The organism is Blautia sp. HA8986, from assembly GCF_056504635.1.
The window spans coordinates 445,336-469,109 of the sequence record NZ_JBWLUQ010000001.1 but is presented as its reverse complement, the minus strand read 5'-3'; the positions used below and the strand labels follow the sequence as shown (position 1 = coordinate 469,109).

The following is a 23,774-nucleotide window of genomic DNA, read 5'->3' as shown; positions in this document are numbered from 1 at the left end:
TCCGTTCTCTCACACGTATATTCCTGTACATTTCGCATATTTCGCAGTCTTATATAATGATAAACATTTCCGGCTGGAAAGTCAACTATGATTGACAATCCTGTGCCCGCCTTTTATAATATTCATCAGGTAGAAATCTGTATAATTCTTTTATATTTTTGCGGAAAAATATAAAAATCAATATTTTCCAGGATGGAGGAAATCCCAGTATGAATTCAGCTTCAAAAAAAGCGATCCTTGTAGTCAGCTTCGGCACAAGCTACGAGAATACGCGTAAAGTTACCATTGATGCTATTGAGCGCGATATTGCCGATGCATTCCCGGCCTGTCCAACCTACCGTGCGTGGACAAGCAAGATGATCATTTCCAAGCTCAAAAAACGCGACGGGATCATTATAAATACTGTAAAAGAAGCCATGGAGCAGATGCTCCGCGATGGGATCACAGATGTTGTAGTACAGCCCACCCATGTGATCAACGGTATTGAGAATGATCAGATGAAGGCAGATGCCCTTTCTTTTAAAGATCAGTTTGCAAGCATTGTTTTTGGAAACCCGCTTCTTACCACAGAGAATGACAACCAGGCTGTTGTGAAAGCTGTAGCAGATGAATTTCAGGATATGGATTCAATGACAGCCCTTGTTCTTATGGGACATGGAACAGAACATTATTCCAACACTGTCTATGCAGCACTGGCTTATCGCTTCCAGGATATGGGACACAAGAATATTTTTCTTGGCACTGTGGAAGCTTATCCTGCACTGGACTCTCTTCTCCGTGCTGCTGATACTTTTAAGCCAAAGAAGATCATACTTGCTCCGTTTATGATCGTAGCCGGAGATCACGCACAGAACGACCTTGCAGGGGATGATCCGGATTCCTGGATGAATCTTCTTTCTTCCGGTGGATATGAGGTTACACCAGTATTAAAGGGTCTTGGAGAATACCCAGAGATCAGACAGATCCTTGTTGATCATGTACAGGCTGCCATGAACGCATCGGTTTAATTTTGTAATTGATAGTCAATCGGATATTCGCAATCCGCTTTCGCTACTTGCTCATAACCGAATAACTGCTCCGCAGTTTATCAGGAGGGGCTTGTACCCCTCCTGATACAAGTAAGTCCCACCCACTGCTTATTGCTCCTCGCAATTGAAGCAGGTGACTTACTTGATTCGGTTAAAAAACTGCACCGTGATCCATATTTCAGGATCTTCGGTGCAGTTTTTTTATCACATCAGAATAATTTCTTTCTCTGATCAGATCTTATGCCATCAGCTCATCAAGTCTTGCCTTTACAGCCAGGATGAAGTCCCTGCTGTTCAGTACCTGTACATCTTTCAGGGATGTGATAAGAGCAAGGTCTTTTGTCATTTTTCCGCTTTCGATAGTGTCAAGAGTTGCTTTTTCCAGTTTTCCCGCAAAATCAGCAAGTGCTGCATTTCCATCCAGCTCTCCCCTCTTTCTGAGAGCACCTGTCCATGCAAAGATCGTTGCAACGGAGTTTGTGGAAGTTTCTTTTCCCTCGAGATGACGGTAGTAATGTCTCTGTACTGTTCCGTGAGCAGCCTCGTACTCGAAATATCCCTTCGGAGATACCAGGACAGATGTCATCATTGCAAGAGAACCAAATGCAGAAGAAACCATATCACTCATAACATCACCGTCATAGTTCTTGCATGCCCAGATAAATCCACCGTCTGCCTTCATGACACGTGCTACGATATCATCGATCAGGCTGTAGAAATAGGTGAGTCCTGCTTCCTCAAATTTATCCTTGAACTCTGCATCAAAGATCTGCTGGAAGATCTCTTTAAATCTGCCGTCATATGTCTTGGAGATGGTATCTTTGCTTCCAAACCATACGTCCTGTCTGGTATCCAGCGCATAGTTAAAACAGCTTCTTGCAAAGCTCTTAACTGAATCATCAAGATTGTGCATGCCACGAAGGACACCTGCTCCGTCAAAATGCTGGATCAGCTCTTTGCGTTCTTCTCCGTCCTCACCTTCAAATACAAGATAAGCATCTCCCGGTTTGTTGATATAGAACTCTGTGTTCTTGTATATATCTCCATAAGCATGACGGGCAAGTGTGATCGGTTTTACCCAGTTCTTTACACATGGTTCAATGCCCTTTACTACAATCGGTGCACGGAATACAGTTCCATCAAGAATGGCACGGATGGTTCCGTTCGGGCTCTTGTACATTTTTTTGAGGTCATACTCTTCCATTCTGGCTGCATTCGGAGTGATGGTTGCACATTTTACAGCAACACCGTATTTCTTGGTTGCCTCTGCTGCATCGATAGTTACCTGATCATCTGTCTCATTTCTGTGCTCAAGACCAAGATCATAATATTCTGTATTCAGATCAAGATATGGTGTGAGAAGTTCGTCCTTGATGATCTGCCACAGGATACGTGTCATCTCATCTCCGTCCATCTCAACTAAAGGTGTCTGCATTTTAATTTTTTCCATAATATTTTCTCCTTTAGAGTCTTTCTTTTGCACTTTTACTGTACATTGTACTCATATTTTCTATTTCCGTCAACGCTTTTATACTTTACCATAACATGTTTATAGAAATTATATAATAATTTAACATTTCATTAGTTTTTCACAGTTAAATTTACCCCATCCCTGCTGATTTCTGGGAAGTCCCATATCATCCGTGCTTTCTTTTAACAACATTTTTACTTCCACATTGGAAAGCTGAGGTTCTTTTTCCAGAAGACAGGCTATTGCACCGGAAATTCTTGGAGTTGACATGGATGTTCCGCTTTTGATCCCATAGGAATAAGGATAGCCGGGTGTGCAGGCTGTGATCCGGTTTCCAGGTGCTACCAGATCCGGCTTGCACACGCACTCAAATGTAGGTCCTCTACCGGAAACAGCCTTATTTCCCTGGAGCATATCACTGGAACCTACGGTGATGATCTTACGGCTGCTTCCCGGTGCAGTTACAGTTCCTGACCCAGGCCCCTGGTTTCCGGCAGCTGCCACCACCACAAGTCCCTGATCCCAGAGCTCATCCACTCCACGCAGAAGATCCTGCTGTTCGTTTCTACTCCTGGAAGTAGTTCCAACAGAAATATTCACAACACGGATATTATAGATCTGTCCGAAATTCACGATCCATCTGAAAGCCCTGAGCACATCTTCCCGGCTTCCGTTCCCGAACCGGTCCAGAACTTTCAGGGCAATGATGCTACATCCAGGTGCAGCTCCTTTGTATCTGCCATCTGACGCAGCTCCATCCCCTCCCAGGATCCCGCTTACGTGGGTTCCATGTCCATTATCATCATAAGGTCCTGTTTTTCCTTTTGTAAAATCACAGAAAGCCCTGATACGGCTGCCGAAATCTATATGAGGAAAAATTCCGGTGTCCAGCACAGCCACACCAATTCCTTTTCCTGTATACACTTTTTTACGCATGGCAAAAAATCTCCTGCCGGACAGATGGTTTCTCTTTAGCCTATTCAGGGCCATGCTTTTTTGCAACTTCATTCATAATATGTAATTTTTTCGTTTTTCTGTCATATAATGTATAAAATTCACTTTTTCCTCCCATACTTATCACTATCCGGAAAACCCTAAATATTTCGGAACTGTGATCAGATATCAATCAAAAATGTCAGGAGGGTTCTTTATGTTTCTGTTTTTTCTTATATTCTTCGGAATTCAGATCTTTATCCTTTTCTGTTGTGCTGCTGCCGGAAACGACGCTGCCTCACAGGAGCTTTCCGACCTGGAACAGCTGCAGTTTATCACGGAATGGAAGAAACATCACGGAAAAAAGGACGTCTGCTGAGAAACGTCCTTTTTTTAGTCAATCGGATATTCGCAATCCGCTTTCGCTACTTGCTCATAACCGAATAACTGCTCCGCAGTTTATTCGGTTAAACAATTATATGATAATACATACCAGTCCGCCTTTGCTGTCGTTGACGATCTTCTGCATGGTATCCTGGAGCTTCACCTGGCTTTCTTCGCTGATCATGGCCAGTTTGCTGCGAATCCCGTCTTCTACAAGCTGCTGGATGGATTTCCCGAATATATTGGTTTCCCAGATGCTTTCTCCACGTTCCGGGCTTTCCCTGATATATTTGATCAGATCTTCTGCCTGCTGCTCTGTTCCCACAATAGGCGCGATTTCTGTCTCGATCCCTGCACGGATCATATGAATGGACGGACTCTTAGAGCGGATCTTCACCCCAAATTTATTTCCCTGGCGGATCACTTCCGGATCTTCAATGGTAATCTCGGAAAGCTCCGGAACTACCACACCATAGCCGGTTCCTTTCACCGCTTCCAGTGCTGCCTGTACTTTTACAAACTGTTCCTTCATACCTGCAAGTTCTTTCATTGTCTGGATCAGTTCGTATTCACTTTCCATGGGAATGCCGCTCATCTCACTGAGCATCCTGTAATAATAGCCGTCTTTTACAGAAATACGGACACGCACAGTTCCATCAGAAAGACTGACTTTCTCCAGGAGTGTATCTTCCACATAAGGGCTTTCCAGCTGTACAGAATCCTTGTTTATATCTCTCACATGAGTAAGCTTCGTCATTTTTTCCCGGATCTCATTTAATAACGCTGCCTTTACTTCATGTTCCGGAGAAAGCATTTCCACCCATTTCGGAACAAATAGTTCAATCTCACTAACCGGAAATTCGTAAAGGATTTTTTCCAGAATCCTGGTAACGTCCTCTTTTCGAAGCTGTTCGCAGTTGACTGCCAGAACGGAGACCCCATATTTTTCTTCCATGTCCTGCACGGTTTTTCCAGTTTCTTCACTGTAGGGAGCCTGGGAGTTTACCAGGATCAGAAATGGCTTGCCCTGTGTCTTCAGTTCTTTTATAGTCTGCTCCTCTGCAGGGATAAAATTCTCTCTTGGAATTTCCCCGAAGCTTCCATCTGCAGTAATGACAATTCCTATGGTAGAATGCTGACCGATGACTTTTTCCGTACCGATCCTGGCTGCATCATGAAAAGGGATCGCTTTTTCAATCCATGGAGTCTTAACCATCCGCTCACGGCCTTCCTCCACATTTCCAGATGCGTCTTTTACCAGAAATCCTACACAGTCAATGAGTTTTACGCGGATCTTCTGGTTCTCACCTATGGTAACTTCCACTGCATCTTTTGGAATAAATTTCGGTTCCACTGTTGTAATCATTTTTCCGGCTCCGCTTAAAGGCAGCTCATCCTGAAGCTCTGCCCTTTTCTCTTCACTGATAGCAGGCAGAGCCACCAGTTCCATAAATCTGCGGATAAAAGTGGATTTTCCTGTTCGCACCGGGCCCACCACCCCTATGTAGATATCCCCGCCGGTCCGGGCCTGGATATCATGGTAAACCTGAAAGTTTTCCATATAAAAAAGCCTCCCTGCATATATTGGCCTGTAAATCCCGGGAACTGCCCGACGGACAGCTCCCGTATATCACAGTATATGCTATGGAGGCTTCTTATATGCTACTGTTCATCTGCAGACAGCAGTTTATTTCATTAACCGTTATTATTCACTCTGCGGACAGCATCAATTATTCACTATTCCTTAATATAGAATTCATTGTGGAGCAGGTGATGTTCCTTACCTTTAAGAAGACCCTCATAAAGCTCCAGAACAAGTGGGTTCTCATCCGATTTCTTGATGATCATTGTATTGTCTGCATTATACAGTCCCCTTGCTCTTGCTGCCTTGGTTCTGTCACCGGATCTGGTCGGCTGACCTCCACCCATGATACATCCACGGCGGCATGCCATAACCTCGATAAGGTGATAGTTTGCTTCACCGTTCTTTACACGTTCCATAACAGTTCTTGCATTTGCAAGGCCGCTGGCAACACATACATTGATATCCATTCCCTTATACGGCACGGTAAATTCCTTGATTCCATCTTCACCACGGACACCACACTCTGCGATCTCATGCATGGCTTCCTTACTGTGATCCGGGCTCAGTCTTCGGAGAACTGCCTCGGTAACACCGCCGGTAACACCAAAGATAACACCACCACCGGAACCAAATCCAAACGGCATATCGCATGCTTCCGGATCCAGTGTTGCAAAATCAAGACCAAAGTTATCGATCATTCGAAGGAGCTCGGTAGTTGTGATAACGATATCGGTATCCTGCTCACCATCTGTAAAGCTGTTGGGGCGGATCGCCTCTGCCTTCTTGGCAGTACATGGCATGATAGAAACCATAACAGTCTTCTTGCCTGCTGCATGCTCCGGATCACGGAAGTATTCCTTGATAACCGCAGACATCATTCCCTGTGGGGAACGGCAGGTAGAAATGTTCGGAACATATTCCTTATACTGATCAGTGATAAACTTCACCCATGCAGGACAGCAGGAAGTCAGAAGCGGAAGATTCTCACCCTTCTCCACTCTGTTTAGGAACTCCTTGGTCTCTTCCATGATGGTAAGGTCGGCACTGAATGTGGTATCGTATACTTCGTCAAAGCCCATTCTGTGAAGCGCGTTAACGATTTTACCCATAACACTTCTGCCTTTGGCAAGTCCGTAATGATCACCAACTGCAACACGAACTGCCGGTGCAACCTGTGCAACAACACGAGTATTCTTATCAGCCAGTGCATCCCATACTTCATCCATATGTGTACGGATGGAGATCGCACCTGTCGGACAGTAAACACGGCACTGACCACAGTTTACACACTGTGTCTCAGCAATCTTTTTATTGAATGCAGGCATGACCATGGCCTCTGTTCCACGGAATGCGAATCCAAGAGCTCCGATTCCCTGAAGCTCCTCGCAGGCACGTACACAGTCGCCGCAGAGGATACATTTGTTCGGATCACGGATGATGGACGGTGAACTGTCATCGATCTCGTGCTGTTCTCTTGTATTTTCAAAACGGATATCCCGCACGCCAAGGCGATGTGCCAGCTCCTGCAGGATACATTCGCCGCTCTTTACACAGGTTGTACAGTCACGACAATGTGCTGCAAGAAGCAGCTCCACGATCAGTTTACGATATTTCTTAATACGACCGGAGTTGGTATAAATAACCATTCCGTCTCTCGGCTGCTCGGAACAGGACGCAAATGTCTTGCCTCTGTCATCCTCAACTGTACAGAGACGACAGGCACCAAATGTGGAAACCTCTGAATGATAGCACAGTGTGGGGATATTGATACCGGCATTCCTGATGACTGTCAGGACATTTTTTTCGTCGGTAAATTCTACTTTTCTTCCGTCAATTGTCATTGTACCCATAAGATATCCTCCCTTCTATGCTTCCACATAAATCGCATCAAAGTTACAGTTATCCTTACAGGAACCGCATTTGATACATACGTCGTTGTTGATTACATGTGGATGCTTGATCTTTCCTGAAATCGCGCCTGCCGGACAGTTCTTAGCACACTTGCCGCAGCCGATACAGAATTCAGGATTGATATGGAATTGACGGAGTGCCGTGCAGACTTTCGCCCGGCATTTCTTATCTACGATATGTTCTACATATTCATCGCGGAAACGCTTCAGGGTACTGATGACCGGAAGCGGTGCACTCTTGCCAAGGCCGCACAAAGCCATGCTCTGAACCATGTTTGCAAGCTCTTCCAGCTCATCCAGGTCGGAAAGCTCACCCTTGCCTTCAACGATCCTCTCAAGGATCTCAAGCATACGTTTCGTACCCTCACGGCATGGAACACATTTACCGCAGCTCTCACGCTGTGTAAAGCTCATGAAGAAACGTGCAACCTCTACCATACAGGTATTCTCATCCATAACAACAAGTCCGCCGGATCCCATGATAGCATCCAGCTTCTTAACAGAATCAAAATCAAGCGGATGGTCGATCTGGTCATCGATCAGACATCCACCGGATGGTCCGCCGATCTGCACTCCCTTAAATGCAGCACCGCTCTTAAGGCCGCCGCCGATATCATAGATAATATGGCGAAGACTTGTTCCCATAGGAACCTCGATAAGACCAGTGTTCTCAATGGAACCGGTAAGTGAGAATGTCTTTGTTCCGGGGCTTCCCTCTGTACCGATGGTATGGAACCAGTCAGCACCCTGAAGGATGATCTTCGGTACGTTAGCGTAGGTCTCTACGTTATTAAGAACAGTTGGCTTGCCCCACAGACCCTGCTCAACAGTTCTCGGCGGTTTAACACGAGGCATACCTCTGTTGCCTTCGATGGATGCGGTCAGGGCAGAACCTTCACCACATACGAATGCTCCGGCACCCCGATTGATATGTAAGTGGAAATTAATACCGGAACCAAGGATATTGTCACCAAGAAGGCCATAGGATTCTGCCTGTTCAATGGCCATCCGGAGTCTCTGTACAGAAAGAGGATACTCGGCACGTACGTAGATATAGCCATCTTCTGCGCCTACTGCGTAAGCTGCAATGACCATACCCTCGATCATCTTGTAAGGATCACCTTCCATTACGGAACCATCCATAAATGCTCCGGGATCACCCTCGTCACCATTACATACTACGTAGCGAACCTTCTCGGGCTGACGTGCAACCTGTGACCATTTCTTGCCTGCCGGGAATCCGGCACCGCCACGGCCGCGAAGACCGGATTTCGTGATCTCATCAATAACACCCTGAGGGGTCATCTCAAAGAAAGCCTTTGCCATGGCTGAAAATCCACCTACAGCAATGTATTCATCAATAGATTCCGCATCGATCTTACCGCAGTTTTCAAGAACGATTCTGGTCTGCTGGTTCAAAAACGGAATATCATCCGGATGCGGACAGGCTTCATCATTATGGCGATAGAACAAACGCTCAACCGGAAGTCCGCAGATGATCGTCTTCTCAACGATCTCACGGCAGTCATCCACCTGTACATGTACATACTGATAATCATACGGTTCAATTCTCATAAGAGGTCCAAGTTCGCAGAGTCCCTGGCATCCGGTCTTAACGATGCCCACATGTGGAACATCCTTCTGCATTTCTACTGCAACACCCTCGATACCTTCACAGAGTCTTGACATTTCTTCATAAATCTTCTGAGCACCGGAAGCGATACATCCGGTACCGGAACAGACGAGAACACGGCAGGTATAGCCATCAAGATTCTTCTTAACCTCAGCCTGTTTATTTTTCAGATCTTCCATACTGGTTATACTCATACGTTCTCACCTCTCAATTCATTTAAAAGCTCAATAGCCTTCTCAGGTGTCATTTTCGGGTGAACCTCATCATTTACAGTTAAGGTCGGTGCAAGTCCGCATGCACCAAGACAGGATACTGTCTCAACTGTAAAAAGCATATCATCGGTTGTGTGTTTCTTATGGTTCAGTCCGAGTTCTTTAAGCATTGCTTCCTTTACAGGCATGGACTTACGTACATGACAGGCAGTTCCATCACATACCTTGATGATGTACTTGCCTTTCGGTTCAAAGGAAAAATTCTCATAGAAAGTAGCTACGCTGTACGCCTTCGCTTCTTTTACACCAATCTGTTCCGCAACATAAGTAAGAAGCTCTCCCGGGAGATAACGGTACTCAGCCTGGATATCCTGCATGATCGGTATCAGTGATGCAGCTTTCCGGCCGTAATGCTCGATGATCTCATCCGTTTTCCTGTAATACGTCTGGTCTAACATTCGGTTCCCTCCTTGTTTCTCATAGATTTTCCACTTGATTAACCTGTTCCTACCACAAGTTAATGATTTAACACTCTGTCAGTGTCTCATTTACGTGCCTATCATTATATTGCACTATTTTCGTGCTTTTAATTATAACTTATATCGTCATTTTTCACAAGTAATTTTTTTGCTTTTTTCAGAATATATCAAAAAGTTTACAACGCCTTACTTGTTTTGCATCTATTTTTTTCAATAAATGTGCATTTTTTAACATTCATGACAATAAAGAAACAAATATTCTTTTTTGTTTCTGTTAAAAAACATTTCCTGTTATTGATTTTATTTCTCAATTACTATAAGATGAATAAAAAGTGCGTGGAAAATATTTTAAACATTTTTTGAAAAGGAGAACATTTATGCGAAATCTCGACACACCAGTTAAACAGATCCGGCGAAAGATTTTTACAGAAATTGCGAAGATCGGATTTGAATCCACGGACGAATCCCTGATTCACGATATTGAATCCATCCCTTACAATATTGTAGAGGAACGCGCGAAATACCGCGAGAGCATCTATCGTGAAAGAGCTGTTGCAAGTGAACGTGTCCGTCTGGCTATGGGACTTTCCCTCCGCCCGGAGAACCGTTCTGTCCATCTTACTGACGGCGTAAAGTCAAGCAATATTGATGAGAAATATTACGAACCACCTCTTATGCAGGTAATCCCTTCTGCATGTTCTGCATGCGAATCCAATAAATACGAAGTAAGCAATATGTGCCGCGGCTGTGTTGCCCATCCATGCATTCAGACCTGTCCTAAAGGAGCCATCTCCATGGTTGATGGGAAATCTTTTATTGATCAGGACAAATGTATCCACTGCGGAAGATGCAAAGCGGTCTGTCCTTATGATGCCATTGCCCATAAAGAACGCCCCTGCGAACGTGCCTGTGGTGTAAAAGCTATCGAAAGCGATGAGCAGGGACGCGCTTCCATCAACCAGGATAAATGTGTATCCTGCGGTATGTGTATGGTCAGCTGCCCATTCGGTGCCATCTCTGATAAATCCCAGATTTTCCAGCTGGCACATGCCCTCCGTGAGGGAACTGAGATCATTGCAGAAGTTGCACCAGCTTACATCAATCAGTTCGGTGAAGATGTAACTCCCGGTAAATTCCGCTCTGCTTTAACTCAGCTTGGCTTTTCCAATATTTATGAAGTAGCACTCGGCGCAGACATCGGCTGTATTTCCGAGGCCCATCATTATGCAAAAGAAGTAGCCACCGGCAATCTCCCGTTCCTGCTTACCTCCTGCTGCCCGTCATGGTCTGTAATGGCGAAGAAATACTTCCCGGCTATGATCGACAACATCTCACAGGAGCTGACACCGATGGTGGCAACTGCCCGCATTGTAAAAAAAGAGCACCCCAATGCGAAAGTAGTATTCATCGGCCCCTGCGCCTCCAAGAAGCTGGAAGCCATGCGCCATTCCGTAAGAAGTGATGTAGATTTCGTTATCACCTTCGAAGAACTTTGGGGAATGTTCGATGCCAAAGATATCATTCCATCTGCATGCGAGGACATCCCGGAAGAAACCCAGACTGCAACAGCTGCCGGAAGAGGATATGCCATCGCAGGCGGCGTAGCAGGTGCTATTGAAGCCTGTCTGAAGGAATATTATCCTGATGTCCCCGTCCACATCGAACACGCAGAAAGCCTCGCTGAGTGCAAAAAAGTCCTCACTCTGGCCAAAGCCGGCAAGATCAAAAACTGCATGATCGAAGGAATGGCCTGTCCAGGAGGCTGCATCGGCGGTGCCGGAACCAATGCCGGCTTCGCAAAAACCTCCAAAGCACTCAAGAAATATGTAGATGGCTCAGACCCTAAGATTCCATCTCAGGAGCTTGAAAATCTGGAATTGAATTAAATACTTTTGACACAAAAAGATGTGCGTCCGTTTTTGTTCAGACGCACATCTTCTTTATTTTGTGATTTTCATGGTTTTTACATATCCGGTTGAAGTTTTGAATATTTTTTTATAAGCGGTCAGTTTTGATGCCGGCACGCGTATTACTGCTTTTTTATTGACTCCGGTGATTGCTTTGCTCTCCACTGTTTTTAAGCTCTTACTGCTGATTGTGATCCGGCTGATCTTACTGCAGTTCTGAAAAGCACCGCTGTAAAGCTTCTGCACTGCCGGCAGTGTGATGGTTGATGCCTTGCTTCCGATCTGAGTTAATGCCGTGCATTTATAGAATGCCTGTTTTCCTACTGCTGTTACTTTTGTGAAGCCATTGAGCTTTTTCAGTTTTGTGCAGTTTGCAAAGCTTTGGGTTCCAATGGTCTTTACAGAGGCCGGGATTGTTATTGTTGTAAGCCTCCTGTTATTATAGAATGCCTTTGCAGCAATAGAGGTCACTGCGTAGCTGCGTTTCTTGTAGGTTACTTTTGAAGGAACTGAAACTACTGCCCTGGAAACTCCTTTAGTGAGAGATACGCTGCGGCCTGTTCCTGTTTTTGTGATCTTGTAGGTAAGACCGGATACTTTGAAGGTTATGCCTTTTTTTGCTTCTGCAGATGGTTTCGGAGTTGGGGTGGCGATTTTTATTTTCTGCTCTTTTCCACAGTAACGACAATACTGCATTCCATATCCTTTTTCCTGCGCAGCAGCATCATAATAGTACTCATAACAATGATCCCCTTTATGATTTATAGTTAAAGAACGCGCAAAAGCCTCGTTTGTACGCTTCCCTGTTGTGGTAACTTCTGTTCCTTTAATGTTTACAGTTCCTGAACCTGTGATTTCCCTGCCAGATGTAGTAGAAAAACCTTTATTCAGATTAAGGACTCCTCCTTTTTCTATTTTAATCTCCACGCCTTGTCCCAGGCTAACTCTTTGCATATTTACAGTTCCACCAGATTTAATTAATATTCTGGCCGGATGTCCTAGCTTCCAGGAATGACTTAATATACTATGCTCCTCCTCTATATTGAGCACAGCTCCTTTTTCTACCACAAACTGCTCGTTATCTCCATCATGTGATAAATCCATATAATCTTTCACAGTTAAAGTTGTTCCGGTTGGTAATGTAAGTGCACCGCCATAGAATTTATCAACAGTTAATTTTCCATTTATTACAGTTTTTAATTCTTGCTGATCTTCTGCACAGAGTGCTCCAGTTATAGTAGAATCATTCGCATTCAGAGTGCCGCCCTGAATTCGAAGAGACCATCTGTCAGTAGACTTAACAGTTGCCTTTCTTTCTAAATTAAGTGTTCCTTTATATCCAATTACTGTTGATCCATCTGCATTTAATGTTCCTCCATTTTTTACTGTAATATTGTCGTACCAATTCCATCCACCAGACATATCTGCCCTTTTTACAGTCATGGAGCCACCATTATCAATAATTACATTTCCATGATACGTTCCACCATCTGTAAACCATTTTCCCTGTATGATCACTGCCACATCCTTGGTATATCCCATATCACCTTTCTGATTTACTGTGATCTGTTTAGGAATAACCCAAGAATCCCAGCCAATATCAAAGGCTCCAAGCTTTACCGTTGTATTTTCTTCAGGCCATCCAAATGGTGTTTCCGGTGCTATTGTACAATTTCCTCCTGCAGCATTTACAAGTGACTGATAATTGCGTACCCAGCTTTCTGTTCCATCTGCTTTCGCAACAACAGGTGCAAAAAGCATGGACGCAGATGCTGCAGCTGCCATTAATACACTGAAAATTTTTCTTTTTCGCATAGTTTTCCTCCCTGTGCTCTTTTCTTTTTATTTTACCATATTTCTCCATTTTTCCAATGTTAAAAATCACTTTTCTGATAATTTTTGTGAACAAAAAAGAGACATGCATCTTACACAAGACACATATCTCCATTTTATCATTTCTCCACAGTCTCTGTGCTCTCCGGCCAGGTATATTCTTCACCTTTCAGATCTGCCAGAAGGCTTCTAAGCTTATATCCATAGCTTCTCCCGGCGGCCCATCCACCACCATAAGGATTCTCCTGAATCCCAAGCCATTCCACATAAGGTGCACTTTCCCGGGTCACATACTGAAAACGGTTATCCACACAGGCCTGGTTCAGTTCATCTGAAGACGCATAAGCCTTCAAATGCTGTACCTGAGCCCGGATCCCGGACCTGACATCAGGAAAAGAATTTCCGGCAACACCGCCGCCGGTAGTCCCAAGTCCGGAAAAATTAAACTGCCCGGCACTGGCATCTCCCTGAAACTGAAGCCACCCGGTCTCAAGCATTGCCTGTTCATATACAACTTCACCACGGACACCCTCCGTATCCGCTTCCTCTATCACAATTGTGCAAAACGTATCAATGTCCGGTGCACCGCCCTCTGTCAGGATACCGGAAGGATACTCTACATTCTGCGCCTCATACTGCGCCACCATATCCTCCTCAGTCGCTGTGGTACATCCCATGATCGTATAATATCCGTAAGTATTATCTGTGGAATCATCCACAAAACTATCTATATCACTCTCTCCGGATGACTGCGGCTTGGAGATCTGTCCCTCCATGGAATGATCCACTTCTTCCGCAAAAACACCCACAGGCGTTCCGATCACCAGAACGCCTGCAAGCATCATCATCCGTAAACAAAAACTATTTCGGAATCTGTACATATATCAATAATCAATCCTTTATTACTGCGCTTTTCTCATTGCTGCTTCAACTACGTGTCCTACAAGAACAGAAGTTGTAACGCTTCCAACTCCGCCAGGAACCGGTGTGATCGCATCAACGATCGGCTCAACTGCCGCATAATCAACATCACCGCAAAGCTTACCCTCTGCATTAACATTGATACCTACATCGATAATGGTCTGTCCCTCTCTGACATAATCAGCACCGACAACACCAGCACGGCCTGCTGCAACGATCACGATATCAGCTTCTTTTGCAACAGACGGCATATCAACAGTTCTTGTATGGCAGATAGTAACTGTCGCATTCTTCTTAACAAGCATCATTGCAGCCGGTTTGCCAACTACAAGGCTTCTTCCGATTACAACAGCTTTTTTGCCTGTGCAGTCAATTCCGTAATGATCAAGGATCTCCATGCAGGCCTGCGGTGTGCATGGTGGGAATCCGATCTTCTTGCCTGTGAATACACCGGACATGGAAAGATCTGTCATACAGTCAACATCTTTCTCTGCTGCAAGTGCATTCTCGATCACTGCCTGATCCAGATGTTTCGGAAGCGGACGGAACAGAAGAACTCCGTGGATCTTGTCATCTTTGTTTACTTTATCAATTGTTGCAAGAAGCTCATCCTGGGAGACATCCTCCGGAAGAAGGATCTTCTCACATGCAACACCAAGAGTCTCACAGCGCTTTGTAGCACCTCTCTCGTAGGAAATATCGCTTGGGTTCTCACCAACGCGGATGATGCAAAGTGTAGGATCTACACCTTTTGCCTGAAGCTCTGCAACGTTAGCTTTGATCTTCTCATTGAGAGCTGCTGTAACTTCTTTACCTAATAACTGCTTTGCCATTTGTCTGGTTCCTCCTATTTCAATCTTCCGAGAACACTGTCAAATGTCTCGTCTGCAATCTTTGTATATTTCTCAAGCATAGCGTCTGCTTTTTTATTTAATTCCTCTGCATACGCACGGTCAGCCATGGATTTTGTGTTAATGTACACATTCAGGCTTGCTCCCTTAAGAGCTGCTTTGCAGAATGCAGCACCTACACCGGCATCACTGATTGCAAGCTTGGAACCTTTTGATCCGAACTCAACGATAAGTTCAATAGCCTCGCAGCATTTCTCCATGATCTCCATAGGAACAGAGCATGCTTCCTTGAGGGCAGCTTCCATTACCCGAGCCTTCTCAGCCTTCTCTTCCTCTGTCTCTCTTGGCATTCCGTAAGCCTTGGAAAGAGGCTCAAAAACTTCCGCATCTCTCTCAATCAGATGAAGGAAATCTTTCTGAAGCTGATCACATTTCTTTTTCAGCTCCCACATTTCCTCTTCTACATCTGCATATTTTTTCTTACCAACAGTAAGGCTTCCAACCATGTTTCCAAGAGCTGTACCAACAGCACCTACAAGGGCAGATGCACCGCCGCCGCCTGGAACAGGTGCCTTGGAGCTTAATACCTCGACAAATTCAGTACAAGTACTTGTAGAAAATCCCATAGGACTCTCCTCCTTATATTCTTATTTTAGCACTCCTGAGAGCCCATTGGGGGCCTTATAAAAAGCCCCCTCCGGTTGTTTCATAATCTTATGTTGTGATTAGAAGAGACCTGTGATCTTTCCTGTCTCATCTACATCAATCTTAGTTGCAGCCGGTACTTTCGGGAGACCTGGCATAGTCATAATCTCACCTGTAAGAGCTACGATAAATCCTGCACCAGCAGAGATCTTAAGGTTACGTACTGTTACCTCAAAGTCTTTCGGTGCACCAAGTTTTGTCTGATCATCTGTCAGGCTGTACTGTGTCTTAGCTACGCAGATCGGGCAGTTACCAAATCCAAGTGCCTCCAGCTGTTTTGCCTGTTTCTGAGCATTCGCTGTAAGAACAACTTTCTTACCACCATATACTTTCTGTACGATCTGGTTCAGTTTATCCTCAATGGAACCCTCAAGCTCATAAGCATATGTGAAATCGTTCGGCTCCTCAACAAGACGGATAACCTCCTCAGCAAGCTTCAGGCCACCCTCGCCGCCTTTTGCCCATACTTCGGAAAGTGCAACATTAACACCAAGCTCTTTACATTTTGCCTCTACCAGGTCAAGCTCTGCCTTGGTATCTGTCGGGAATGCGTTGATTGCAACAACACATGGAAGCTTGTAAACGTTCTTGATATTGTCAACATGTTTCAGAAGGTTCGGGATACCCTTCTCAAGAGCCTCAAGGTTCTCATTGTTAAGATCAGCTTTTGCAACACCGCCGTTGTATTTCAGCGCACGTACGGTTGCTACGATAACAACTGCACTTGGTGTAAGACCAGCCATACGGCACTTGATGTCAAGGAATTTCTCAGCACCAAGGTCAGCACCGAATCCAGCCTCTGTGATAGCGTAATCAGCAAGCTTCATAGCCATCTTTGTAGCTGTTACGGAGTTGCATCCGTGAGCGATGTTAGCGAATGGTCCGCCGTGTACGATTGCAGGAACATGCTCCAGTGTCTGTACAAGGTTCGGTTTCAGGGCGTCCTTCAGAAGTGCTGTCATAGCACCCTCTGCATGAAGATCACCTGCTGTTACTGGTTTCTGCTCGGAAACTTTACCATAGGTATATCCGATAATGATTCTGGAAAGTCTCTCCTTCAGATCCTTGATGTCACTTGCAAGACAGAGAACTGCCATGATCTCAGATGCAACTGTGATATCATATCCATCCTCACGCGGCATACCATTTGTTCTTCCGCCAAGGCCGTCTACTACATTACGAAGCTGACGGTCGTTCATGTCAACGCAACGTCTCCATGTGATCTTTCTCGGATCAATATTCAGCTCATTGCCCTGGAAAATATGGTTGTCGATCATTGCTGCAAGAAGGTTATTAGCTGCACCGATAGCATGGAAGTCGCCTGTAAAATGAAGGTTGATATCCTCCATCGGAACTACCTGAGCATAACCGCCGCCTGCTGCACCGCCTTTTACGCCGAATACCGGTCCCAGGGACGGCTCACGAAGTGCAACCATTACGTTCTTTCCAAGTTTCTGCATTCCGTCAGCAAGACCAACTGTTGTAGTTGTTTTTCCTTCTCCTGCCGGTGTCGGGTTGATAGCTGTTACAAGAATCAGCTTACCATCTTTTTTGTCACTCTCATTTAACAGATTGTAATCAATTTTTGCTTTGTACTTTCCGTACTGCTCCAGATATTTGTCGTCAATACCTGCCTTCTCTGCAATCTGTGTGATTGGAAGCATTTCGCACTCCTGTGCAATTTCGATGTCACTTTTGAATCCCATAATGTTACCTCCCTTTAGGTATTTTTACAGTTTTTAATCCCTTAAAACTGCATCTCTATAAAAACAGGTCCCATCCTGTTCTTAACTATTTTAAATTTAAAGACATTTCAGAAACGCCTTTAAAGACCCAATGATAACGTCTCCCATAACAGCCATGTCCTCAGCTGCAAAGGAAACCGGAAAATTATCGGAAAACAAGATCTGTGAGGACGGTGGAAATTCATCGTCACCTTCCCACAAAATCATCTGAATCTGATATCCGGAAAAAATCTCTACCTGATAGGAAATATCTCCATGCTTTACAGGAACTGCATGGATATGCTCCATGATCCCTTTAAAATCCTTCAGCCTGTTTCCGTATGTAAAAGCCAGCCGCTTGATACATCTTCCATCAAACTGGCGGAGATATACCTCTCCCCAGGGCATCTCCCGGTAGGTTTTAAACTTTCCGCTTCCCTGGGAAATATTCCCGTTCAGCAGAAAACGGATGGTAAGGATCTTCGCATAGTGCATTTCCTCAAGAGGATAAAATCCCATATCATCTTTATCATGAGTTACCTGAAAATCCGGCCAGGAAATGTGATAAACCGTCCCAAGAAATTTCAGAGTCAGTTCTTTCTTCTCCTCATCATAAGGAATGGAGAGACGTCCGGCAATTTCTGCCGGATCTGCCTTTCCAAACTCCTCTGTATAATGCTCCCAGGGCATTCTTTCCTTGCTGTCTTTTTCATAGTTCAAATCATTTATACTAAAAGCCATGTTTTACCTCTGCCATTTTAGTCTGTCTTATCTCTTCTGCTGTTCTTCCGTAACAGATGGGAAAAGTCCTGTATCTGTATGTGGAATAAAGCATGCACCTACGAATTCATCCATATAGGTAGGAACTGTGGAAAGCTCCAGATACGTCATATTGGATGCCAGCTCGTAAGTCTTTTTCTCTGCCGATGTGGAATGAAGCATCAGATAAGCTCCTGTCAGAGAAGAGTTACCAATGTAATGGAACTTCTCAAGAGGGATATCCGGGAACATTCCGATATGCACTGCATTGGCCATATTGATTCCGCTTCCGATTCCACCGGCAACATATACGTCATCGATCATGGAAACATCGAAATCAAGAGAATTCAGCATAGTACGGATTGCAGAGAAAATAGCACCTTTGGCACGGATAAAGTTATCAATATCTACTTCTGTGATCTCAACATCCTTGGCAGAGCCAGCTTCCTCTTCGAAGGCGATCACATAGCTTCCCATGCCATAATGATCGTGACGGACTCTCTTGCCCTCACGGACAAATTTACCCTTAGGATTAATGATACCTGTCATAAAGAGTTCACTGATCACATCAATGATTCCTGATCCACAAAGTCCTACCGGCTTTGTTCCAGGCTCACCCACAACCTTATAAGTCGGCTCCATAGTCTCTTTATCAATAGTACATGCCTCGATAGCACCGTCTGTAGCACGCATACCGCAGCTGATATCTCCACCCTCAAAGGCAGGACCAGCGGAACATGCACAGCTCATCATAAAATCGGAATTACCGAATACAAGCTCTCCGTTTGTACCAAGGTCTATAAACAGGGAGAATTCCGGTCTGTTCCAGATCATACTTACCAATGTACCTGCAGTGATATCTCCGCCTACATAGCTTCCGATATTCGGAGCCATGATAATATGTGCATCCGGATTGATCTCAATTCCCACATCCGATGCAAACAGAGAATTTGTTTTGAAAAATGTAGGAATATACGGTTCCATACGAAGCGGATCCGCATTGATCCCTGCAAACAGATGATTCATGGTTGTATTGGAAGCAACACACATCCGGTAGATCTGTTCCTCCGGGAAATGAATGCTTCTGCACATTTCATGGATCATCGGATTGATAGTCTCTTTAATTACTGCATCCTGAAGTTTCTTCTTTCCGCCAGGTTTCTGAGATTCGATGATACGGTTGATAACATCCGCACCAAAACGGATCTGACCGTTACCGGAAGAACTCTTAGCCAGGATCTCTCCTGTTTCCATATTGATCAGAACTGCAGAAACTGTTGTAGTACCGATATCTACAGCAAGACCACCGATCACAACATCTTTTTTACTGTCAAAAATATCGTATACATACATATCATTTGGTGCTGTACGAACTACACACTTCACAGAAAATTTACTCTCACGGAGTACGTCTGGAAGTTTCTTAAGTACTGCATATGGTATTCTGACACGCTTTAAATTCATATATTTCTGAAGTGCACGGGTCAGTCTCTCATTATCCGGCATGGTATCATCCAGTGTCGGAACATCCATCTTAAGTTCTACAACATCAAGACTGTTTGTAAGTTCTATGCCAGCCAATTCAACATCATGCTTGGCTTTTTCAAAAATCGCGATTTCTTCTTTTGAGCTTAAGTCAGCAACCTTCATTCTGCTCTTATACGCGGATGCGATATCCGGCACAAGCACCTCGACATCAGCACTGATCTTGCTCATACAGGCCAGACGCCATCCGGCACTGTACTCTTCATCCGAAATATGAAGAGTTTTCTTTGAGTCCAGTTCTCCGCCTTTTAACTGTACCCGACATTTTCCACAGGCTCCGTTTCCGGAACATGGTGCATCGATAGCCACATTGGCACCACGAGCAACCTCCAGTAAATTATCCCCCGCATTGGCAAATGCTTCTACCGTACTGCCATTTTCAAAAGCAAAAGTCACCTTAAACATTCGGCAACCACCTTTCTCGCCTCGTAAAAGTTATTCGTCTTCCACCTGTGGCGTTGGGAGTTAGACTAAACTATATTAATAAAAAAGAGGCTGAAGGCCGAAGCCCCCAGCCTCTGAAACAGCGCTCCTGTTTTGTTCACACGCCAAATTAGATCTCAAGGTAAGAATCTGCGTAAAGTGTGTTACCCTTGAATACGTCACAGGATTTGATTGTCTCCATAAGACGAAGGTCGTTAGGGTTAACGATCGCAGATGTAAGACCATTCATCATAGCCATAGCTACAAGAGCAGAATCCATGATCGGACGGATATGTTTTGGCATACCGTTACTGTTGTTGGAAAGACCGCCAGTGGAGTTCAGACCCATCTCGGAGAACATCTTGATTGCCTCAAGAACTTCCATCTGTTTGTCCTGCATTCCTTTTACAACCAGGAAAAGCGGATCGAACCAGAGATCCTCTGCTTCCATACCAAGGCCAAGACCTCTCTCAAGCATGTTCTGGCAGTGCATCATACGCTCATCGTTGTCTGCTGCAACCATTCCTGAAGAGCAAAGTGCGATACAGATTGCATCATTAGCTGCTGCAAGATCAATGTTAGTGATTCTGTCACCAGCATCTGCAGAGTTTACGATCGGTTTTCCTTTGCTTCTGTTGTATACGGAAATACCGGCCTCAATTGCTTTCTGGTTTGTTGTATCCAGAGCAAGCGGAACGTTGTCAAACTCGGACTGAAGGAGCTGTACCGCCCATTTCATAAGATCCTCACCATCGTTCTCAGCAGGTCCGATGTTTACATCAAGATATGTAGCTCCAGCATCAAGCTGCTGTTTTGCTCTTTTGATGATCGGCTCAGGATCTCTCTCAGTAAATGCTTTATTTACTGCCGGTGCTGTTGTTGAAAGTCTCTCCCCAATTGTTACAAATTTTGCCATACTCGTGTTCTCCTTTACATATTAGTAGGATATGGCTGTGCAGCAATCCTACACAGCCGCTTATAACTGTCGGCGGTATTGCCTGACAGCTGATTTCTTAAACCTTAAGTTTACGCGTCAAGGTCTTTTAAGAATTTCACAAGCTGTACTGCTTCTCTTGGTCCTACGATGATCTCCCATCCAGGAAGCTTAGCCTCAAGATCGCCCTTAAGAACTGCTACTTTACCAGGAATAACCAGTCTTCTACATTTAACCTTCGGCTCAACATTCTCTTTGATGTACTCGGAAATGCTGTTTCCGGAGAATTTACCTGCTGCCCAGGATGTCAGTACGGAAAGTCCGCCTGCATCATTGATCACCAGGTTAAGCGGAACACCGGAACGCTCCAGCTCGCCGGACACTACGAAATATGTAAGAGCGAAGTCTACTGTTGTTACAACGAGAGAATTCTCGTCTGCTCCGTTCAGAGGATAGATACCCGGTTCTACCTTCATTGGCTTCTGTGGGTCTGTAAATACGTTCTGACGAAGACCGAACAGCGGAAGTGCTTCTGCATATGTCATCTGCTCCATAACAACGATGGAACCATATTTCATAGTGAACATGGAAGCAAGTGCTGCCTGTAAATGTTTGTCACCCTTCGCAAGTTTAACAAGGTTAACGATAGAAGGATAACCAAATGTTCTATCCTGATTCTTAAGAGCTGCACGACGAACCTGTACAGTATTTGCAAAAGTCTCTTTGATGTCAGCTCCTGTTGTATCAAGTACGAGATTCTTGTTGCCAAGTTTCTCAATAGCTGCTGTAGTATCATATAACTCATTGATGTCCTTACCGGATACACCGAGAACTACACCTGCATCTGTAGCAACCTTGCTCATTGCCTCGTAGTTGGAAGCGTTTGCTCCGTTAAGAACCGGTTTGCCGTCCTTACATACTTCAAGGGCAGCTTTTGCGATTTCAGGATCTGTACAGCCAAGGATCAGTGTTCTTCCAAGACCTTTAGCCTTCTCTACAAGTGCTGTGAATTTTGCAGCATCTGCATTCTCATCGCAGTTTACATATACAAGCTCTACATGCATCTCTCTCACCGATACGATCATAATCAACGTGTGGGATCTCTGCAAGTTTTGCTTCTACTTCTTCATCACTCATGCATGTGCAAAGTGATACGGCATATCTTGTTTTGCTTACAAATGTCTTCTCATGTCTGAAAAGAACAGTCTCTCCACCAAGTGTAAACTCTCCATCGCCTGTTCCGATCTTGATAGTTTTCATTGGCGGTGCAGTTGCCTCAGAAAGAGAAGCCAGTGCTTCCTCGGACATATGAGGACACTGCTCAATTTTCAGTGCGCCCTGTGCAACTTTCATAGAGAAAGCCATACATGTAGGGCATCCACATTCCTTACAGTTTTTCTTTGGTGTTAATTTAAAGATCTGAATACCATTCAGTGCCATAGCTCTTTATCCTCCTATTTATTACGCAAGTGCTTTGATCAGCTTGGAAATTGTCTTAACAGATTCCGGATGTCTTAAGATAACTGCATCAGAACCAGCTGCAAGATCAGCAGCTGCTGTCTCAACTTCCATGTCGATTCCACGCTCATCCTGTGGTCCCCATGCCGGCATGTCTGCTTCGGAAGCCATTGCCTCTTTAACATTCCATGTCTCAGCGGATACAGGTGTAATAATAGGCATCTGCAGCATGTTATCATTCTGGCCTAAAGCGGCACCTTTGATACGGTCCATAGTAGATACTACGTACTCATATCCATAACCAACTGCTGCACTACCGATATTCATGACGATCTTCTTAGCATCTACGCCAAGCTGTGTAGTAACAACGTTAAGCTGTTTAGCAAGGTTGATATCAACGGCAGACTCAGCGCCTACGATCTGATTGTAAGCAAGACCTGCTGCTGCACCGATTGCTTTATAGTTTTCCTCTTTCTCGGAAAGGATCAGAGCGTTTCTGCCCTGAAGAGCCTCTGCAACCTTCGGAAGGAGCTCTGCATCCTTCTCAACATTCTTGCAGCCCTCTACAACCAGTGGACAGTCAACTGCATCTGCAACTTCTTTAACAACTGCGATCAGCTCATCGATAGATTTGTTAACACCATTCGGGTCGCCGCCCTCAAGAATAAGTGCAACAAAGTCAGCACCCTCCATAGCTGCTGCTTTCTTAGCAATGTCAGCCATTGTAGTAGCGCCTTCATAGTAAGCTTTGATACCTTCAGATACGCCCTCAAGACCCATATCAGAGATCTCTACACCAATCTTCGGGCAGTTCTCTGACTCTGCGTCAAAGGAATAAAACGGGAATGTACAATCCCCACCAATTGTCACAGTCTTATCTCCGCTTCCGATTGTGACAGCATTAATCTTTGCATTGAACTTTTGTGGTTTCTGATTAAACGGCATTTTTCGTTAGCCTCCTTAAAAATAATAATTAAAAACTACAGAGCTTTATATATTATACTACACCATACCAGTTATTGGCAAGGTGTAGCCGCGTATTTCCGTTAAAAAATCAACAAACTTTTTAACATTTTTCA

The 23,774-nt window shown here is 44.7% G+C and carries 20 protein-coding genes; 3 read left to right on the top strand and 17 right to left on the bottom strand.

From position 1 onward, the window contains the following. The first annotated feature begins 209 nt into the window (after nucleotides 1-209). Nucleotides 210-1,007: a sirohydrochlorin cobaltochelatase gene (locus AC04Q4_RS02030; RefSeq protein WP_173737110.1), complete on the top strand. Its 798-nt coding sequence runs from the start codon at nucleotides 210-212 to the stop codon at nucleotides 1,005-1,007. A gap of 259 nt (nucleotides 1,008-1,266) precedes the next feature. Here the strand turns inward: AC04Q4_RS02030 and AC04Q4_RS02025 are convergent, their stop codons facing one another. After that, nucleotides 1,267-2,478: an NADP-dependent isocitrate dehydrogenase gene (locus tag AC04Q4_RS02025; protein WP_173737111.1), complete on the bottom strand. Its 1,212-nt coding sequence runs from the start codon at nucleotides 2,476-2,478 to the stop codon at nucleotides 1,267-1,269. Nucleotides 2,479-2,598: 120 nt separating this feature from the next. Beyond that, nucleotides 2,599-3,435: a S8 family peptidase gene (locus tag AC04Q4_RS02020; RefSeq protein ID WP_173737112.1), complete on the bottom strand. Its 837-nt coding sequence runs from the start codon at nucleotides 3,433-3,435 to the stop codon at nucleotides 2,599-2,601. A 214-nt stretch (nucleotides 3,436-3,649) separates the two neighbouring features. On the opposite strand from AC04Q4_RS02020, the gene AC04Q4_RS02015 reads away from it, so the two are divergent. Beyond that, nucleotides 3,650-3,811, top strand: coding sequence for a hypothetical protein (locus tag AC04Q4_RS02015; protein WP_173737113.1), 162 nt, complete (start codon nucleotides 3,650-3,652; stop codon nucleotides 3,809-3,811). 96 nt (nucleotides 3,812-3,907) lie between these two features. Here the strand turns inward: AC04Q4_RS02015 and spoIVA are convergent, their stop codons facing one another. The 4 genes from spoIVA to AC04Q4_RS01995 all read right to left on the bottom strand — a co-directional run bounded on the left by spoIVA (nucleotide 3,908) and on the right by AC04Q4_RS01995 (nucleotide 9,614). After that, complete coding sequence (gene spoIVA / locus AC04Q4_RS02010; RefSeq protein WP_173737114.1) at nucleotides 3,908-5,377, bottom strand: stage IV sporulation protein A; 1,470 nt, start codon at nucleotides 5,375-5,377, stop codon at nucleotides 3,908-3,910. A 176-nt stretch (nucleotides 5,378-5,553) separates the two neighbouring features. Further along, nucleotides 5,554-7,251 (bottom strand): [FeFe] hydrogenase, group A, encoded by a 1,698-nt coding sequence (locus AC04Q4_RS02005; protein WP_173737115.1) that lies wholly within the window; start codon nucleotides 7,249-7,251, stop codon nucleotides 5,554-5,556. A gap of 15 nt (nucleotides 7,252-7,266) precedes the next feature. Continuing rightward, nucleotides 7,267-9,138 carry an NADH-quinone oxidoreductase subunit NuoF gene (locus AC04Q4_RS02000; RefSeq protein WP_119240671.1) on the bottom strand — a complete coding sequence of 624 codons (1,872 nt, stop codon included), beginning with the start codon at nucleotides 9,136-9,138 and terminating at the stop codon, nucleotides 7,267-7,269. Next, a complete protein-coding gene (locus tag AC04Q4_RS01995) occupies nucleotides 9,135-9,614 on the bottom strand; it encodes a complex I 24 kDa subunit family protein (protein WP_296051278.1) in 480 nt (159 codons plus the stop codon). Before AC04Q4_RS01995 ends, AC04Q4_RS02000 begins: the two co-directional genes overlap by 4 nt. Nucleotides 9,615-10,012: 398 nt before the next feature. Here AC04Q4_RS01995 and AC04Q4_RS01990 point away from each other — a divergent pair, with 398 nt between their 5' ends. Further along, nucleotides 10,013-11,521 carry a 4Fe-4S dicluster domain-containing protein gene (locus AC04Q4_RS01990; RefSeq protein WP_173737117.1) on the top strand — a complete coding sequence of 503 codons (1,509 nt, stop codon included), beginning with the start codon at nucleotides 10,013-10,015 and terminating at the stop codon, nucleotides 11,519-11,521. Between the two features lie 54 nt (nucleotides 11,522-11,575). Here the strand turns inward: AC04Q4_RS01990 and AC04Q4_RS01985 are convergent, their stop codons facing one another. The 11 genes from AC04Q4_RS01985 to acsD all read right to left on the bottom strand — a co-directional run bounded on the left by AC04Q4_RS01985 (nucleotide 11,576) and on the right by acsD (nucleotide 23,640). Further along, on the bottom strand, nucleotides 11,576-13,357 hold the full coding sequence (locus AC04Q4_RS01985) for a leucine-rich repeat protein (RefSeq protein ID WP_476388378.1): 1,782 nt from the start codon (nucleotides 13,355-13,357) through the stop codon (nucleotides 11,576-11,578). Between the two features lie 137 nt (nucleotides 13,358-13,494). Continuing rightward, the gene (locus tag AC04Q4_RS01980; RefSeq protein WP_330604191.1) at nucleotides 13,495-14,256 is read right to left on the bottom strand and encodes a glucosaminidase domain-containing protein; all 762 of its coding nucleotides are present in this window, start codon (nucleotides 14,254-14,256) and stop codon (nucleotides 13,495-13,497) included. Nucleotides 14,257-14,277: 21 nt separating this feature from the next. Then, nucleotides 14,278-15,129, bottom strand: coding sequence for a bifunctional 5,10-methylenetetrahydrofolate dehydrogenase/5,10-methenyltetrahydrofolate cyclohydrolase (locus AC04Q4_RS01975; protein ID WP_015525289.1), 852 nt, complete (start codon nucleotides 15,127-15,129; stop codon nucleotides 14,278-14,280). 14 nt (nucleotides 15,130-15,143) lie between these two features. Further along, nucleotides 15,144-15,773: a cyclodeaminase/cyclohydrolase family protein gene (locus tag AC04Q4_RS01970; protein ID WP_476388377.1), complete on the bottom strand. Its 630-nt coding sequence runs from the start codon at nucleotides 15,771-15,773 to the stop codon at nucleotides 15,144-15,146. Between the two features lie 99 nt (nucleotides 15,774-15,872). Further along, a complete protein-coding gene (locus AC04Q4_RS01965; protein WP_119240563.1) occupies nucleotides 15,873-17,558 on the bottom strand; it encodes a formate--tetrahydrofolate ligase in 1,686 nt (561 codons plus the stop codon). 96 nt (nucleotides 17,559-17,654) lie between these two features. Next, complete coding sequence (locus tag AC04Q4_RS01960) at nucleotides 17,655-18,317, bottom strand: DUF3786 domain-containing protein (RefSeq protein WP_119240562.1); 663 nt, start codon at nucleotides 18,315-18,317, stop codon at nucleotides 17,655-17,657. 27 nt (nucleotides 18,318-18,344) lie between these two features. Next, nucleotides 18,345-20,285 carry a corrinoid activation/regeneration protein AcsV gene (acsV, locus tag AC04Q4_RS01955; protein ID WP_173737119.1) on the bottom strand — a complete coding sequence of 647 codons (1,941 nt, stop codon included), beginning with the start codon at nucleotides 20,283-20,285 and terminating at the stop codon, nucleotides 18,345-18,347. 148 nt (nucleotides 20,286-20,433) lie between these two features. Further along, nucleotides 20,434-21,219 (bottom strand): carbon monoxide dehydrogenase/acetyl-CoA synthase methytransferase subunit, encoded by a 786-nt coding sequence (gene acsE, locus AC04Q4_RS01950; protein ID WP_173737120.1) that lies wholly within the window; start codon nucleotides 21,217-21,219, stop codon nucleotides 20,434-20,436. Nucleotides 21,220-21,329: 110 nt separating this feature from the next. Then, complete coding sequence (gene acsC / locus AC04Q4_RS01945) at nucleotides 21,330-22,322, bottom strand: acetyl-CoA decarbonylase/synthase complex subunit gamma (RefSeq protein ID WP_476389075.1); 993 nt, start codon at nucleotides 22,320-22,322, stop codon at nucleotides 21,330-21,332. Continuing rightward, a complete protein-coding gene (locus tag AC04Q4_RS01940; RefSeq protein ID WP_476388376.1) occupies nucleotides 22,267-22,677 on the bottom strand; it encodes a (Fe-S)-binding protein in 411 nt (136 codons plus the stop codon). The genes acsC and AC04Q4_RS01940 overlap by 56 nt, the downstream gene beginning before the upstream one ends. Nucleotides 22,678-22,698: 21 nt before the next feature. Beyond that, nucleotides 22,699-23,640 (bottom strand): acetyl-CoA decarbonylase/synthase complex subunit delta, encoded by a 942-nt coding sequence (gene acsD / locus AC04Q4_RS01935; protein WP_015525297.1) that lies wholly within the window; start codon nucleotides 23,638-23,640, stop codon nucleotides 22,699-22,701. Nucleotides 23,641-23,774 lie beyond the last annotated feature (134 nt).

Excerpts from the sequence above, each read along its gene's own strand:
- acsV (WP_173737119.1), bottom strand. The coding sequence starts at position 20,285 with ATGTTTAAGGTGACTTTTGCTTTTGAAAATGGCAGTACGGTAGAAGCA.
- AC04Q4_RS01990 (WP_173737117.1), top strand. The coding sequence starts at position 10,013 with ATGCGAAATCTCGACACACCAGTTAAACAGATCCGGCGAAAGATTTTT.
- AC04Q4_RS02005 (WP_173737115.1), bottom strand. The coding sequence starts at position 7,251 with ATGGGTACAATGACAATTGACGGAAGAAAAGTAGAATTTACCGACGAA.
- AC04Q4_RS01960 (WP_119240562.1), bottom strand. The coding sequence starts at position 18,317 with ATGGCTTTTAGTATAAATGATTTGAACTATGAAAAAGACAGCAAGGAA.
- AC04Q4_RS02020 (WP_173737112.1), bottom strand. The coding sequence starts at position 3,435 with ATGCGTAAAAAAGTGTATACAGGAAAAGGAATTGGTGTGGCTGTGCTG.
- AC04Q4_RS02015 (WP_173737113.1), top strand. The coding sequence starts at position 3,650 with ATGTTTCTGTTTTTTCTTATATTCTTCGGAATTCAGATCTTTATCCTT.
- AC04Q4_RS01970 (WP_476388377.1), bottom strand. The coding sequence starts at position 15,773 with ATGGGATTTTCTACAAGTACTTGTACTGAATTTGTCGAGGTATTAAGC.
- AC04Q4_RS01985 (WP_476388378.1), bottom strand. The coding sequence starts at position 13,357 with ATGCGAAAAAGAAAAATTTTCAGTGTATTAATGGCAGCTGCAGCATCT.
- spoIVA (WP_173737114.1), bottom strand. The coding sequence starts at position 5,377 with ATGGAAAACTTTCAGGTTTACCATGATATCCAGGCCCGGACCGGCGGG.
- AC04Q4_RS02030 (WP_173737110.1), top strand. The coding sequence starts at position 210 with ATGAATTCAGCTTCAAAAAAAGCGATCCTTGTAGTCAGCTTCGGCACA.
- AC04Q4_RS01965 (WP_119240563.1), bottom strand. The coding sequence starts at position 17,558 with ATGGGATTCAAAAGTGACATCGAAATTGCACAGGAGTGCGAAATGCTT.
- acsD (WP_015525297.1), bottom strand. The coding sequence starts at position 23,640 with ATGCCGTTTAATCAGAAACCACAAAAGTTCAATGCAAAGATTAATGCT.
- AC04Q4_RS02000 (WP_119240671.1), bottom strand. The coding sequence starts at position 9,138 with ATGAGTATAACCAGTATGGAAGATCTGAAAAATAAACAGGCTGAGGTT.
- AC04Q4_RS01975 (WP_015525289.1), bottom strand. The coding sequence starts at position 15,129 with ATGGCAAAGCAGTTATTAGGTAAAGAAGTTACAGCAGCTCTCAATGAG.
- AC04Q4_RS02025 (WP_173737111.1), bottom strand. The coding sequence starts at position 2,478 with ATGGAAAAAATTAAAATGCAGACACCTTTAGTTGAGATGGACGGAGAT.
- acsC (WP_476389075.1), bottom strand. The coding sequence starts at position 22,322 with ATGATCGTATCGGTGAGAGAGATGCATGTAGAGCTTGTATATGTAAAC.
- AC04Q4_RS01980 (WP_330604191.1), bottom strand. The coding sequence starts at position 14,256 with ATGTACAGATTCCGAAATAGTTTTTGTTTACGGATGATGATGCTTGCA.
- acsE (WP_173737120.1), bottom strand. The coding sequence starts at position 21,219 with ATGGCAAAATTTGTAACAATTGGGGAGAGACTTTCAACAACAGCACCG.
- AC04Q4_RS01995 (WP_296051278.1), bottom strand. The coding sequence starts at position 9,614 with ATGTTAGACCAGACGTATTACAGGAAAACGGATGAGATCATCGAGCAT.
- AC04Q4_RS01940 (WP_476388376.1), bottom strand. The coding sequence starts at position 22,677 with ATGGCACTGAATGGTATTCAGATCTTTAAATTAACACCAAAGAAAAAC.